The sequence below is a fragment of the Cellulomonas sp. WB94 genome (genome assembly GCF_003115775.1).
In the GTDB taxonomy this organism is placed as follows: Bacteria; Actinomycetota; Actinomycetes; order Actinomycetales; family Cellulomonadaceae; genus Cellulomonas_A.
In genome coordinates, this window is record NZ_QEES01000002.1 from 1190764 (window position 1) to 1204799 (window position 14036).

Sequence of the window (14036 nt, forward strand, 5' to 3'; positions counted from 1 at the left end):
GGGTCCAGGCATGCGCGGTTGTCGCCGCGTTGGCACCAACCCGGAGCTCCGGTGGGTCCTCGCCCGGAATGGGGAGCATGAGGCCGTCCTTGTGGCCTTGCCCACCCGGGGCTTGACCCCCGGTGGTGGACACGCGGTGGGTTTCACGCGGCGGTGGCCAGCGTAGCCGCGTAGTGGGTGTTCTCGTAGGTGATGGGGCTGAGGTAGTCGCAGTAGGAGTGGCGGCGGCGGGTGTTGTAGCGGGTGATCCACGCGAACACGACCCGACGTGCGGTGGTCGCGTCGGGCCACCCGTGGGAGCCGGCGAGGGTCTCGCGCTTGAGGGAGGCGTTGAAGGACTCGGCCATTGCGTTGTCCGCCGAGGTCCCCACGGCGCCCATGGAGCGGGTCACGCCCAGCCGCTCGCAGAGCGCGGTGTAGTCCTTGGCGACGTACTGACCGCCGTGGTCGCTGTGAAAGATCGCCCCGGCCAGCGACCCGCGTTCTCGGGCGGCTGCGCGCAGGGCGTCGGCGACCAGGTCGGTGCGCATGTGGTCGGCGATCGACCAGCCGACCAGGCGCCGGGAGTAGCAGTCGATCACGGTGGCCAGGTAGAGGAACTGCCCGGCCCCGCAGGGCAGGTAGGTGATGTCCCCGACGTACTTCGTGTTCGGTGCGTGGGCCGTGAAGTCACGCTCGAGCAGGTCCGGGACCAGCTGGCCGTCCGGGTCGGGCACGGTGGTGCGCACCCGTCGGCGCAGCCGGATCCCGGCGATGTGATGGGCGCGCATCACCCGGGCGACGCGCTTGTGGTTGACACGCTCCTGCTCGCCGGCGCCGTCGTTGAGCTCGGCGGTGATCCGCGGCGCCCCGCACGCACTGTCGGTGGCGTGCACCGCGGCGATCCGCGCGGCCAGGGCCGCATCGGCCGTCTGGCGTGCCGCGCGGGCCGGGGCTGCGGACAGCCATTTGTAGAACGAGGACCGTGCGACCTGAACGACCTGGCACAACCGCTTCACCTCGAAGGTGGACTGGTGGTCGGCGACGAACTGGAAGCGGCTCACCAGTTCGTCTCCCCGGCGAAATACTTCGCCGCCGCGCGCAAGATCTCCCGCTCGGTGCTCAGCTTGCGCTCGGAGTCCTCCAGCTCACGCACCCGCGAGCGAAGTCGCACGAGCTCCTGCTCGGGTGTCTCACCCGGCGGCGGGGCCGTCGATGCCGGCCGGGACTGCCCGCGGATCGCCACCCCAGCGGCCTTGATCCAACCCGACAGGGTCGTGTCCATGATCCCCAGATCAGCCGCGATCCCCGCGACCGTCGCTGTCGGCGTCGAGCGGTACAGCTCGACCGCATCGCGGCGGAACTCCGCCGAGTACGTCTTCCTCGCCATGATCAGATCTTCTCGCTTCCTCCAGGCCAGACCTGGAATCAGCGTGTCCACCCCCAGGGGTCAAGGCCCCCCAGCCCGTGGCGGGGATGGCCGACGGCACGGGGGACCTGACGGGAATATCACGTCCGGGTGGGTTGAGTGGATACCGACCGTTGCGTCCTTCTCCGCCTTCGTCATCCAGAACTCGCATTTGTCATTGACGTCGGTACTCAATCAGCGCCGTGCGGTTCCCGGGGTCGCATTCGAAGATGCGGCGCAATCGGGTGCTCTGCAACGGAATCGATCACGACCGCCGTCCGGCCATGTTTTGATGAACACGCGTGCGGCTCGGATGGCTGCGCTGTCAGGGGGATACGGTGATGAGCGCCGAGGACGAGACCCAGCCGCGAATCGTGCCCAGACGCTCATGGCTTGGCCCGACGCGACGTCGTCTTGGGGCGGGAGTCCTCGCCGGCGGCCTCTTCATCAGCATCGTCGGGAGTGCCGTCGCCGGCCCTGCCGACGCACCGCCGCGGGCAACGGCATCCCCGACCGCCCCCACATCGCAGACCCGGACGCCGACCGTGACCGCAACCTCGACGCCGAGTCCGGTTGTGATCCCACAACCAAGGTCGACACCGTCGGCAACCGCGTCCGTCGGGACTGAGAGCCCGTCGCAAGCGGCACCGGGTGCGGCACAGCGGACGGCCACAGCGGCACTGGCTGAGCTCGCCATCAAGGGCCGCGCAGCCAAGACCGGCTACAGCCGAGACCAGTTCGGGCAGGCGTGGGCCGACGTCGACCGCAATGGGTGCGATACCCGCAACGACATCCTCCGCCGCGACCTGACCGCCGCGACCATCAAGCCCGGTACGCACGGCTGCCTAGTCCTGTCCGGCATGCTCGCGGACCCCTACTCCGGCGGCTCGATCACGTTCCTCCGCGGCGAGGCGACCTCGATTGCCGTGCAGATCGATCACGTCGTCGCCCTGTCCGACGCCTGGCAGAAGGGCGCGCAGGACCAGACACTGGAGCAGCGCACCGCACTCGCCAACGACCCGCTCAACCTGCTCGCCGTCGACGGTCCGCTCAACGGTCAGAAGGGCAGCGGTGACGCCGCGACGTGGCTGCCGCCGAACAAGGCGTTCCGTTGCCAGTACGTCGCCCGGCAGGTCGCGGTGAAGATCACCTACGGGCTCTGGGTGACGAGCGCCGAACACGACGCCATCGCCCGCATCCTGACGGCCTGCCCAGACGAAGTCCTGCCGACCGGCACCGCGCCACAACCGACGGTGGGCACCTCGGCGGCACCGGCACCTGCGCAAGCAGCTGAACCCGCACCGGCTGTCGTGCCGACACCGCCCGCATCCGCCTACTTCGCCAACTGCACCGCTGCTCGTGCGGCAGGCGTCGCGCCCCTGCTTCTCGGTGAATCGGGCTATCGCAGCGCGATGGACGGCGACGACGACGGCATTGCCTGCGAATAGTCGCAAAACGGACGGCCCTGTTCGAGTGAAGCATGCGTGTGGTCGAGGAAGTCGGTAATCACCCGGGAAATGACCACGCGGGCCGTTGCTGCGTGCTCTGATGGGGTGGGTGGTGGGCCGTCGCCCACAGCAATCAGCAGGGAGATGCAGTGGTGCGCGCAAATCACGAAGTCGCAGCGACAGACGGACCCGAATTACGGCTTGGCGCGGCCGACGGGGAGCCCACCGAGTTGATCCGCACGACGCACGCCTGCGCGCGGAACCCGCGCGCACGGCGCCTCGCCGCGATCGCCGCAGCAATGTCCCTCACGTTCGGCCTCGCAGCTTGCGGCGCATCCGCCGACGAGACGCAGCCCGCGAAACTGGTCGCCACCTCACCCAGCACGGCCGAGGTCCCCGACCTCGTCGGCCGCGCTCTCGATGAGGCCCGTGTCGCGCTCGGCGCAGTGGGCATTCCCATCATCTCCGAGACGGACATCCGGGACGGCAAGATGGTCCTGAACGCCAAGAACTGGACCGTCGTCGAACAGTCCGGCGACGCGACCGGGGTAGTCCTCGGAGTGGAGAAGCCCGTCGAGCTTTCCACCCCGACCCCAACGATCACCGCAGAGCCCGTCCCAGTGGTCCCGGCGCCCGTCGCAGAACCCACCCCAGCAGCCCCGGCGCCCGCCGCAGAACCCGCCCCAGCAGCCCCGGCGCCCGTTGCGGCGCCCGTTGCGCCACCTGCCGACGACTACTACAAGAACTGCACCGAAGCGCGTGCCGCTGGAGCCGCGCCCCTGCACGTCGGCGACCCCGGCTATCGAAGCGCGATGGACCGCGACGGCGACGGCATTGCCTGCGAGTAGCGGCCAGGCACAGACGCGGCTCACCACCTGGGGATCTGGAGCCCTAGCCCGCTCGAACGGCCCGGCACCGTGAGCCGTGAGGCGGCATGCCGACCAGTGTGATGCGCTCGACTCCGGCGCAGGCGGCCGCCCGGCGTGCAGCACGTGCACGCCTCGCTTCCGCGTGGTCAGCACCGACCTAGGGCTCCAGTCGGCCCTCGCCCGGGAACGCGTCTGCCTGACCATGTTCCTTGGGGTCTTGCCGACGCGAAGCGGACCACGTACGGGCCCTCCCTGTGGGACGCTTTGGGTAGGGATGGGCAGCAGCCCCGTCCTGTCGGAGCGCGAACATGGACGTCATCGGCGTTCCGTCGCCCGGTGAGCAGCGTCTGAAGCCGGCAAGGCGGATGAAGGACGGGTGGCCAGCACCCGCCCTGGCGGGCGCGGCCGCGTTCTGGATCGCAAACCTCGCCATCTCTGCGACTCCGGTGGCCGCCGATTATCGGTCCGCTCTCACCATCTCCTATGTGCCGATGCTGGTGGAGTCGGCGGCCGGTGGGTTGGTTCTGGGCAGCGTGGTGGCGTTCCTCCTTGTTCGCTTCCCGGCGAAGATCCCCGGGTCCGACCTGCTGAGCAAGGCCCTGCTGCTGGGAGTGGTGGCGATCGTCCTCCTGACGGTTGGCCTCGAGCTTCCGTCGAAGTTGAGCTCGGACGTCGACGACCCGGCCCACTGGCTGTTGGTGGCCACGGTGTTCAACGTGATCCGCATCCTCGCCCTCGCGGCCACCATCGGTTGGGTCACAGGCGCCGGAGGCCAACGACGCAGCCGTCACCACGGGCGAACAACGAGGGAGACCAGGAAATGACCACCGTCACCGCAATCCCGTTGGCACGCAGCGCCATGGCTAGACGGGCGGGCGTCCTGTACCTGACCTACATCGTCCTGAACATCGTCGCCAGCCTGGTGGGCCGCATCGGCTTGAGCGATGCGGCGACGCTGGAGGCGACGATCGCCGACGACGAGGCGATGTTCCGCCTCGGACTCGTTGCGGCACTCGGATCCGGTCTGCTGTTCGTGCTCACGGCGTGGGCTCTCTACGCGCTCCTCCGCCCGGTCGACGGGACGGTTGCCCTGCTGTTCCTCGTCCTCAACGCTGTCGGGGTGGCTGTGCAGTGCGCCAGCTACCTCCCGCTTCTCACTGCCCTGTCCCTCCGAGACAGCTCCACCGGAACGGCGGGCCTCGACGGATTGGCTGCGCTGTCAGTCACCACGTATCAGCCCGCGTTCGTCATGGCCCAGCTGTTCTTCTCGGCGTGGCTCTTCCCTCTCGGCTGGCTGGTCCTGCGCTCAGGATTCCTCCCACGCTTCCTGGGCTGGCTCCTCATCCTCGACGGCGTCGGAGTCCTCGTGTGGTTCCTCCAGGTGTTCCTTGCCCCGGACTACCCCGCGATCAGCTACCCGGCGTGGGCGATCGGCCTCGTCGCCGAGCTCGGGCTCGCTCTCTGGCTCGTCATCAAGGGCGCCGGACCCTATGAGACACCAACGGCCCCGTCGCCGGACGCCGCGGTCTGAGCGCTCCGAGCGAGCAGGCCGGTCGCACAGCTGGTCGCGGTCCGCCGGCGAGCAGCGCGACGTCCGTGCGGTGGTGCGACCCAGGTAGTCCCCGCGTGCAGCACCTGCATGCCGGGCAGCGCTTCGGCGTCACGGTGCGAACCTCCTGGATCAACCCGCGGGACAGGTCTTTCACGCTGTCGGTGGCCGCTCGTAACGTGGTGCGCGTGACAGTGGACGAGCTCGCGACCTCATTGGCCGGTGCGCTGACCGGATCGGTCGTCCTGCCCCACTCGCCCGAGTTCGACCGGGCCCGCCTCTACCACGGCAGGCCTGGCGACCCCGCGGCCGTGGTGCAGGTAGCCGATGCTTCCGACGTGGCCGTGGCCATCGCGCTCGCCCGGGGGCGGGGCTGCCGGTCGCGGTGCGCGGTGGAGGCCACAGCACCTGGGAGTCGCTGCCGGGCGCTGTGGTCGTGGACCTGCGCGCGTTGCACGAGGTGGAGCTCGACGACTCCGCGCGGGCTCTCCAGGACGGCACCAGGCTGGTGCACGTCGGTGGGGGCGCAACCTGGGGCGAGGTCGCCGAGCAGCTCTCCCGACACGGCCTGGCGATCAGCTCGGGCGACACGCGGTCGGTGGGCGTGGGCGGACTGACCCTGGGAGGGGGCATCGGTTGGGTGGTGCGGGGCTGGGGCCTCGCGCTCGACCAGCTGGTCAGCGCCCAGCTGGTCACCGCGGCCGGGGAGGTGCTCGAGATCTCTGCGTCTTCGCTCCCGGAGCTGTTCTGGGGCGTGCGCGGCGGCGGCGGGAACCTGGGGGTCGTCACCCGGTTCGACTTCATCGCTCACCCGCTGGCCGAGGTCGTCCACGCGAACGTCCAGCTCGACCCGTCGGACCTCGGCGTCCTGGTGCGGGCATTCCGCGATCTCATGCGGCAGGCCCCGCGCGAGATGAACGGCTCCCTGGTGCGAACCCCGCAGATCGGTCCGCAGATGCCCAGCCGCACGATGATCGAGCTCGCCTGGGCCAGCTCCGACGAGGCCGCAGCGCGGCAGGCGCTCGCCCCGTTCCTTGCGCTGCCGCAGGTGACGCACTCCGAGGTCTCCGCGACCCGATACCTCGACCTGCTCCAGGAGCCGCCGATGCCACCACCCGACATCCCGATGCCGATGATCATCGACCAGAACGGTTGGTTCGCCTCACGTGGTGGCGGCGCTGGTCAGCGCTTCAGACGCGGCCGCGGGCGGACTGTTCATGGTGCGCTGGCTCGGCGGGGCGTTCAGCGACGTGGACCCGGACGCCACCGCTATCGCGTTCCGCGACGCCGAGGCGTTCGTGGTAATTGCCGGGTTCGTCATGCCGGGGGAATCGGGGGGCGCTGTCGAGGTGCTGCAATCCGCACTCCAGCCGGTCGCGAACTTGTCCGCGGGCGCCTACGGCAACTTCTCGAACTCGGTGGCACCCGGGCTCACGGAACGGATGTACCCGCCGGCAACCCTGACCCGGCTGCGCGCACTCAAGCGCGAGTGGGACCCAGACAACCTCTTCGCCCGGAACCACAACGTCGTTGACCCTCTTCCACCGTCTCACGTTGCTGGCTAGTGTCTGGCGCCATGGACCTCCAGGAGCAAGTCGAGGTCTACGTCACCAGTCAACCCGAGCCCAAGCAGGCTGACCTTCGGCAGGTCCACGTGCGCACCCTGGAGGTAATTCCCCTGCTCTTGCTGGTCAGCGCGAGACCGACGTAAAGCACGCCGGCGAACGGCGTTCCGCGGCGGGCGCTGCCTCAAGCGGACCTGGGAGACCGCCGCCGACAGCCATGGGAGCATCGCTACCATGACCGGGCGAGAGGTCGTCGAGCGAATTCTGGCGTTCGTCGAGGTGGAGCACGTCGCGGCGGGCGGGCCAGCTGGTGACCTCGCCGCGGCCTGGCTGGTGCACGTCACCGAGACGACGCGGGCCGCGCTCCTGCTCAACGGTCGCGGCCTCCAGGAGGTTGCCGCGCCACTGCGGCGCTCCGTCCTGGAGCACGCGCTATGGATGCACTGGCTGAGCCGCAATCAGGACATCGCGCTGGACACCGTGCGCGCGAAGCGACGGCGCGCCGTCGCCCTGAACGAAGCGGCGCTACGCGAGTGGGCCGACTGGTCGCCCGCGGCCGTCGACGAAGTGATGAAGATCGAGGAACGTCACGTGCCGTCGGTAAAGGAGCTGATTGCGGATCTGGTCGATGCCGAGCGCGCCGAGAGGCCCGGGGAACCGACGACGAATCAGGGCTGGTACGCGGCGTACTGGAGTGACTCGGAATCGTCCCACCCAAGCCTCAGCACGGCGGCCCGCCACGACGAAGATGTGCCCCACGACGCAATGCTCGGCTCGACGGTCCTCCTTGCACTCTCCGCGTTCTCGCAGCTTCTCCCGGGCGACCCCTGGTCCGACCAGATCGAACGCTTCGCGGAGGAGCTGGCGGAGTCCGTCCGGAGGTGAGCCACGGGCGACGTGAGGGCTGCGACGCCACATCCTTGGCACACGAACGCACCACCGGTGGCAGATCCGGGCGAGCGTCGCCGCCCTCAACGCGGCATGAGCGGATGAGCCGATCAGTTGATGATGTCCCCGCGTTCATCGGCGCGGATAGCGGTGGCGTCCCGTGAGGTGGTGTAGTTCTCGATCTTCTTCGTCGTGGTGACCACGACGGAGAAGGCCATCGTGCGATGGTCGGTGAGACCGGACTAGGGAACTCACGGAAGGACATCGCACGATGGCTATGGACCAGTCTGCCCTGCTCGACCTGCTCGCCGCATTGAAGGACACCGACGTCAGCGACCGGATCCGGACCGCGACCGAGCACCTGTATCAAGAGCTGATCGACGCCGAGGCGACCGCGGTGATCGGCGCCGGCCCCTGGCAGCGCACGCAGGCCCGCACGGCGTTGCGCAACGGGTCGCGGGACCGGGTGTTGACGACCACGGCCGGGGACCTGGACCTGCGGATCCCCAAGCTGCGCACCGGGTCGTTCTTCCCGTCCTTGCTCGAGCGGCGCCGCCGGGTCGACCAGGCACTGTTCGCGGTCGTGATGGAGGCCTACCTGCACGGGGTCAGCACCAGGAAGGTCGACGACCTGGTCAGGGCCCTGGGGGCCGACACCGGGATCTCCAAGAGTGAGGTCTCCCGGATCTGCGCGGGCCTGGACGAGGAGGTCTCGGCGTTCCGTGACCGGTCCCTGGCCGACGCGGGGTTCCCCTACGTGTTCCTGGACGCGACGTACTGCAAGGCCAGGGTCGGGCGCCGGGTGGTGTCCCAGGCCGTGGTCATCGCCACCGGGGTCCGCGCCGACGGGCACCGTGAGGTCCTCGGCTTCGACGTCGGAGACTCCGAGAACGGCGCCTTCTGGACCAGCTTCCTGCGCTCGCTCAAGGCCCGCGGGCTGGGCGGTGTGGCGCTGGTCATCTCCGACGCCCACGAGGGCCTGAAGACCGCGATCGCCTCGGTCCTGCTCGGCTCGTCCTGGCAACGCTGCCGGGTCCACTTCACCCGCAACGTCCTCGACGCGGTGTCCAAGACGAACGCCGAGATGGTCGCCGCCGCGATCCGCACGATCTTCGCCCAACCCGACGCCGCCCACGTCGCCGAGCAGTTCGAAGTCATCGCGACCATGCTGACCCGCTCCCACCCGAAGGTCGGGCACATGCTCACCGACGCCCGCGAGGACCTGCTCGCCTTCACCGCGTTCCCCGCCAGCCACTGGAAGAAGATCTGGTCGACCAACCCCCTGGAACGACTGAACAAGGAGGTCAAACGCCGCACCGACGTCGTGGGGGTCTTCCCCAACCCCGCCGCCCTGCTGCGCCTGGCCGGCGCCGTCCTGGTCGAGGCCCACGACGAATGGGCCGCCACCGACCGCCGCTACCTATCCGAGAACTCCATGGCCCAACTCGCCACCATGACCCTGACCTGACTCGTGCCACGTTCGGTCCTCGAGGGTGGGCGCGGGTCGCTGACCTGCTGTTTCGTTGTGCGCTCGGGTGCGATGTGGTCACTAAGAACCTCGTCGTGCAAGCCTTCGGGGGTGGTCTCGCGGTTCGTGCGCAAGGTCCGCACCGCTTCGGGAGCGGTCGCGGTCCAGATCGTCACGCGCCGGGGCCGGCAGGTCGAACAGGTCGAGCACGTCGGGTCAGCGCATAGCGATGCCGAGCTCGCGTTGCTGCTGGCCGTAGCGCGTGAGCGGCTGTCCCCAGGCCAAGACGCCCTGGACCTCGGGGACCTGTTGGTGGTCCCGGCGCGGATGGACGACGTCGCGGACTGGACCGCCGAACCGGAACTGCTCCTGCAGCCGGCGACGCCGGCGGCCGGTGGGCGTCCTGCGGCCGTCGCCGCAGGTGGGCGGGTCGTGGGGACCTCCGCGGACCTGTTGTGGAAGGTCCTGACCAGCGAATACACCCGGCTGGGGTTCGACGTCCTGGGCGATGACGGGTTCCGGGCGATGGTCCTGGCACGGATCGTGGAGCCGACCTCCAAGGCCGAGGTCGTCCGCGTCCTGGACGAACTCGACGCACCGGCGGTCAGCCTGCGCACGTTGTTCCGGTCGCTGGCCCGGTGCCAGGCCCAGGACTACCGCGACACGTTGGCCAGGGCCGCGTGGGCGCACTCGGTCCGCACCACCGGGACATCGGTCCTGATCTTGTACGACGTGACGACGCTGCACTTCGAGCGGCCGGACGAGGACGAGCTGCGCAGGGTCGGGATGAGCAAGGAGCACCGCGTGGACCCCCAGGTTCAGGTCGGGCTGCTGGTCGACCCGGGCGGGTTCCCGCTCGAGGTGCACCTGTTCGAGGGCAGCAAGGCCGAGACGACCACTCTGATCCCCGTACTGACCGCGTTCGGCAAGCGGCACGACGTCACGGACCTGGTCGTCGTCGCCGACGCCGGGATGCTCTCGGCGGGCAACCTGAACGCCCTGGAGGACGCCGGGTTCTGCTTCATCGTCGGCTCGCGGATCACCCGGGCCCCCTACGACCTGGCCGATCACTTCGAACGGCACGGCAACTACTTCACCGACGGGCAGGTCCTGGAATCGACCCGGGACATGGGCACCGGCAAGGCGGCCCGGGCCCGGCGGGTGGTCTACCAGTGGAAGTTCGCCCGCGAGCAGCACGACAACAAGGCCATCAACGCGATGATCGACCGGGCCGAGAAGATCGCCGACGGCCGCGCCCCGTTGAAGAAGGCCCGGTTCCTCAAGATCACCGGAGCCACCAAGGAACTCGACCAGGCCACCATCGACCGGGCCCGCCAGTTGGCGGGCCTCAAGGGCTACGTCACCAACCTGCCGACCGCCACGATGGACGGCGCGGCGGTCATCGCGGCCTACCACGACCTATGGCACGTCGAGCAGTCGTTCCGCATGACCAAGTCCGACCTACGAGCCCGGCCCGTGTTCCACCACCAACGCGACGCCATCGAAGCCCACCTGACGGTGGTGTTCGCCGCCCTGGCCGTCGCCCGCCATCTGCAAGACCTCACCGGCATGAGCATCAAGAAGATCGTCCAGGCCCTGCGCACCGCACGCTCAGCAACCATCGAGATCAACGGCCAACGCCTCACCCTCGACCCCGACCTCACCGAGACCGCCCGCGCCATCCTCAACCGACTCGAAACCGGTCACTAAGGCAAGTGGCACGAGTCGGGCCTGACGACCCAGGAGGTGGACCACACCGAACTCCTCACGGCATGATCTGAGCACTGACCCGCACGGTGTCGAGAAACTCCACCACTCAGCGGGACGTCACCCGGATAGCCTCCAGGCGCTCGCGCCATGCCCGCAACTCCGCAGGGCTTTGCCGCTTCCAGTCGGTTACCTCGTCGACGATCCTGAGCGGCTCTCGACTGCGGTAGGACCTGGTGGGATTGCCGGGGAACTTCTTGTCAGTCACGTTGGGGTCGTCCTCGAACGCCCCGGTCGGCTCAACAACGTAGACGCGGGGAGCGCCGTCACCTTCTGCGAGTTCCGCGGCCAGTCCTGCACCGTCGAGCAGCGCGGTGGAGTAGATGTGGTTCATCACCACATCGGGCCGGTAGTTCGACCGGAAGCCAGCCGTGAGAAATTCGCCCAGCCTCAGGTCGGCTCTAGTGCCATGGAAGAACAGACCCTCGCCCAGCACCTCGTTCACGACGACAGCCTACGAGTCGCGCACATCGGACGACAGGATCGATCGCGGTGCACGTCGCACGTCTCCGGCCCGATCTTCCGTCACGCCCCGTCGGCCGACCGTAGCGACGCGGTCAGTCGACGAGGAACGCGACCGGATCGATTCCCAGCCGGAGCAGCAGCACGACGAGCGACAGCAACGCAGCCACGGCTGCGGCAGCGAGCCCCTGCAGAACCGGCGGCCAACGGCGTGCCGGGGTGGACTCAGTCAGCCGAGCTGCTCCGGCAGTCGTGACCAGCGCGACTCCGGCAGCCAGAGCGAAGGCCCACCCGAACGTGCCCGCGTCGGTAGACGCGATCCCGGACTCGGGGGCGAGCACCTGTACCGAGCCACCTACGAGCGCCTGCATCACGAGGAGTCCCACGCTCAGCGCGGCGAGGCCGACCACTGTGACCGCAGTGAATCCCAGCGCCCACATCATGGTGCGACGCCTTGTCGGGCCCGCCGACCTCCTCGGCGGCGCGGTCAGGTGGCTGTTCACGCTCCCCAGTCTGCCGTCGTGCCTCCCGGCAGGGCGGCATGACCGGTGGTTCGCTCCGCACGTCGTCCTGGCAGCGCAGTCGTGCCCCCGCACGGCGGACACACGGCCGTCACGCTGTCAGTCGGCGAGCAGCGCGACGTCCGTCCGGTGGTGCGACCCGGGCAGCGTGATCCGCTCGACCCCGGAGTACGCGGCAGCGCGGGCGGCCGTCTGGTCGGCTCCGACGCCGACGACCGACAGCACACGCCCACCGGCCGCGACGAGCTGGTCGCCGGCGGGCCCCTGCGCCAGGGCCGTCCCCGCGTGCAGAACGTGCACGCCGGGCAGCGCGTCGGCGTCCTCGATGCCGGTGATCGGGTCGCCGCCGCGCGGGTCGGCCGGGTAGCCGTGCGCGGCGATCACGACGGTGACAGCCGCGTCGTCGAGCCACTCCAGGGGCGCGATCTGGCCGAGCCCGCCGGTCGCGGCGGCGTGCAGCACGCCGGCCAGCGGGGTCGCGAGCCGCGCGAGGACGACCTGCGTCTCGGGGTCGCCGAACCGCGCGTTGAACTCGACGACGCGCGTGCCCTTGCTGGTCAGCGCGAGACCGACGTAGAGCACGCCGGCGAACGGCGTGCCGCGGCGGGCCATCTCGTCGATCGTCGGCTGCGCGACGCGGGCCACGACGTCGTCGACGAGGTCGGCGGGTGCCCACGGGAGCGGCGAGTACGCGCCCATGCCGCCCGTGTTCGGGCCCGCGTCGCCGTCGAGCGCGCGCTTGTAGTCCTGCGCCGGCACGAGCGGGACGACGTGCGCGCCGTCGGACAGGACGAACAGCGACACCTCGGGTCCGTCGAGGTACTCCTCGATCACGACGCGGCTGCCGGGCTTGGCGAGGCAGGCCTGCGCGTGCGCGAGCGCCTCGGCGCGGTCGGTCGTGACGACGACGCCCTTGCCCGCGGCGAGACCGTCGTCCTTGACGACGTACGGCGGGCCGAACGTGTCGAGGGCAGCGGCCGCCTCATCGGAGGTCGTGGCGACGCGGGGCTCGGCGGTGGGGACACCGGCCGCGGCCATGACGTCCTTCGCGAACGCCTTGGAGCCCTCGAGCTGCGCCGCCGCGCCGCTCGGGCCGAAGACGGCGATCCCGGCGTCGTGCACCGCATCCGCGACCCCGGCCACGAGGGGGGCCTCCGGGCCGACGATGACGAGGTCGACACCGAGGTTCACCGCGAGCGCTGCCACCGCCGCGCCGTCGAGCGGGTCGACCGGGTGCAGCGTTGCCAGCTGCCCGATCCCGGGGTTCCCGGGCGCCGCGTGCAGCGCCGTCACCTGCGGGTCACGGGACAGCGCCCGGACGAGGGCGTGCTCGCGAGCACCGGTCCCGACTACGAGGATCTCCACGCTGCCGGAGTGTATCGGCGCTCCGCGCCCGACGGCGGCCCGGTCCGCGGTCAGATGCCCTCGAGGCGCTGCTCGAGGCCCGACCGGACCGTCGGCCACTCCGACGCGAGGATCGAGAACACGACGGTGTCGCGCCGCGTGCCGTCGGCCCGGACGACGTGCTCGCGCAGGACCCCCTCGCGCACGGCACCGAGCCTGGCGATGGCGGCCTGCGAGCGCACGTTGATCGCGTCCGTCTGGATCTTCACGCGGTGCATGTGGCAGTCGTCGAACGCGTGGGTGAGCAGCGCGAGCTTCGTCGCAGGGTTGACGACGCCCGCCCACACGTCGGGGGCGTACGCCGTCCAGCCGAGATGGACGCGTTCGTTGGCCACGTCGACGTCACCCAGGCTGCTCGTGCCGACGAGCCGTCCGGCGGGCCCGACGTCGGACGTGCGGGCCAGCCGGATCGCGTAGGCCGCCTGAGCGGGACGGCCGGTCAGCGCGGCGATCCACGCGGTCATGGCACGCGGGGTCGGCGGGCGACCTCGTGGTCCCCCGCCGAACCCCGCGGCCCAGACGCGCTCGTCGTTGAGCGCGACGAACAGCTCGTCCGCGTCGGCCTCGCCGAGCGGCGTGAGTCGGACCTCCTGGTTCGCCAGCACGGCTCCGGACGGCGCGGTGGCCTCGCCGTGCCCGACCACCACCGCCTGCTCGACGACCGCGGGCTGGGTCACGACGTCCGACTGCTCCATGCGACGACCGTAG

At 70.0% G+C, this 14036-nt stretch carries 13 protein-coding genes; 8 read left to right on the plus strand and 5 right to left on the minus strand.

Translation table 11 applies throughout. The annotated features are described in order from the left end of the window. Positions 1-143: 143 nt before the first annotated feature. Positions 144-1369, minus strand: a protein-coding gene (locus tag DDP54_RS06675; protein WP_109130919.1) for an IS3 family transposase whose coding sequence is annotated in 2 segments (ribosomal slippage) — positions 144-1060 and positions 1060-1369 — 1227 coding nt in all. Because the reading frame shifts where the segments join, the coding sequence is not laid out codon by codon here. Between the two features lie 359 nt (positions 1370-1728). Between DDP54_RS06675 and DDP54_RS06680 the strand changes: the two genes are divergently transcribed. From DDP54_RS06680 to DDP54_RS06725, 8 genes are all read left to right on the plus strand, one after another. Further along, entirely contained in the window at positions 1729-2835 is a 1107-nt protein-coding gene (locus DDP54_RS06680; protein ID WP_109131091.1) for a DUF1524 domain-containing protein, read from the plus strand. Positions 2836-3065: 230 nt separating this feature from the next. Further along, positions 3066-3683, plus strand: coding sequence for an excalibur calcium-binding domain-containing protein (locus DDP54_RS06685; protein ID WP_242448262.1), 618 nt, complete (start codon positions 3066-3068; stop codon positions 3681-3683). Positions 3684-4012: 329 nt separating this feature from the next. Beyond that, positions 4013-4528 (plus strand): hypothetical protein, encoded by a 516-nt coding sequence (locus tag DDP54_RS06690; RefSeq protein ID WP_109131092.1) that lies wholly within the window; start codon positions 4013-4015, stop codon positions 4526-4528. Continuing rightward, positions 4525-5235: a DUF4386 domain-containing protein gene (locus DDP54_RS06695; RefSeq protein ID WP_109131093.1), complete on the plus strand. Its 711-nt coding sequence runs from the start codon at positions 4525-4527 to the stop codon at positions 5233-5235. Before DDP54_RS06690 ends, DDP54_RS06695 begins: the two co-directional genes overlap by 4 nt. Before the next feature lie 391 nt (positions 5236-5626). After that, positions 5627-6787: an FAD-binding protein gene (locus DDP54_RS18130; protein ID WP_277949601.1), complete on the plus strand. Its 1161-nt coding sequence runs from the start codon at positions 5627-5629 to the stop codon at positions 6785-6787. Between the two features lie 265 nt (positions 6788-7052). Further along, on the plus strand, positions 7053-7703 hold the full coding sequence (locus DDP54_RS06715) for a hypothetical protein (RefSeq protein WP_109131096.1): 651 nt from the start codon (positions 7053-7055) through the stop codon (positions 7701-7703). 274 nt (positions 7704-7977) lie between these two features. Continuing rightward, on the plus strand, positions 7978-9174 hold the full coding sequence (locus DDP54_RS06720; protein WP_109131097.1) for an IS256 family transposase: 1197 nt from the start codon (positions 7978-7980) through the stop codon (positions 9172-9174). Positions 9175-9285: 111 nt separating this feature from the next. Then, a complete protein-coding gene (locus DDP54_RS06725; protein WP_242448206.1) occupies positions 9286-10884 on the plus strand; it encodes an IS1634 family transposase in 1599 nt (532 codons plus the stop codon). 106 nt (positions 10885-10990) lie between these two features. Here the strand turns inward: DDP54_RS06725 and arr are convergent, their stop codons facing one another. The 4 genes from arr to DDP54_RS06745 all read right to left on the minus strand — a co-directional run bounded on the left by arr (position 10991) and on the right by DDP54_RS06745 (position 14023). Continuing rightward, entirely contained in the window at positions 10991-11386 is a 396-nt protein-coding gene (arr, locus tag DDP54_RS06730) for an NAD(+)--rifampin ADP-ribosyltransferase (protein WP_109131098.1), read from the minus strand. 112 nt (positions 11387-11498) lie between these two features. Further along, positions 11499-11846, minus strand: coding sequence for a hypothetical protein (locus tag DDP54_RS06735; protein ID WP_109131099.1), 348 nt, complete (start codon positions 11844-11846; stop codon positions 11499-11501). Between the two features lie 177 nt (positions 11847-12023). Beyond that, positions 12024-13289 (minus strand): phosphoribosylamine--glycine ligase, encoded by a 1266-nt coding sequence (gene purD, locus DDP54_RS06740; protein ID WP_109131100.1) that lies wholly within the window; start codon positions 13287-13289, stop codon positions 12024-12026. Between the two features lie 50 nt (positions 13290-13339). Beyond that, positions 13340-14023, minus strand: a complete 684-nt coding sequence (locus tag DDP54_RS06745; RefSeq protein ID WP_109131101.1) for a GNAT family protein — start codon at positions 14021-14023, stop codon at positions 13340-13342. Positions 14024-14036 lie beyond the last annotated feature (13 nt).

Coding starts and splice junctions, on each gene's coding strand:
- DDP54_RS06720 (WP_109131097.1), top strand. CDS start 7,978: ATGGCTATGGACCAGTCTGCCCTGCTCGACCTGCTCGCCGCATTGAAG.
- DDP54_RS06745 (WP_109131101.1), bottom strand. CDS start 14,023: ATGGAGCAGTCGGACGTCGTGACCCAGCCCGCGGTCGTCGAGCAGGCG.
- DDP54_RS06715 (WP_109131096.1), top strand. CDS start 7,053: ATGACCGGGCGAGAGGTCGTCGAGCGAATTCTGGCGTTCGTCGAGGTG.
- DDP54_RS06680 (WP_109131091.1), top strand. CDS start 1,729: ATGAGCGCCGAGGACGAGACCCAGCCGCGAATCGTGCCCAGACGCTCA.
- DDP54_RS06695 (WP_109131093.1), top strand. CDS start 4,525: ATGACCACCGTCACCGCAATCCCGTTGGCACGCAGCGCCATGGCTAGA.
- DDP54_RS06735 (WP_109131099.1), bottom strand. CDS start 11,846: ATGATGTGGGCGCTGGGATTCACTGCGGTCACAGTGGTCGGCCTCGCC.
- DDP54_RS06690 (WP_109131092.1), top strand. CDS start 4,013: ATGGACGTCATCGGCGTTCCGTCGCCCGGTGAGCAGCGTCTGAAGCCG.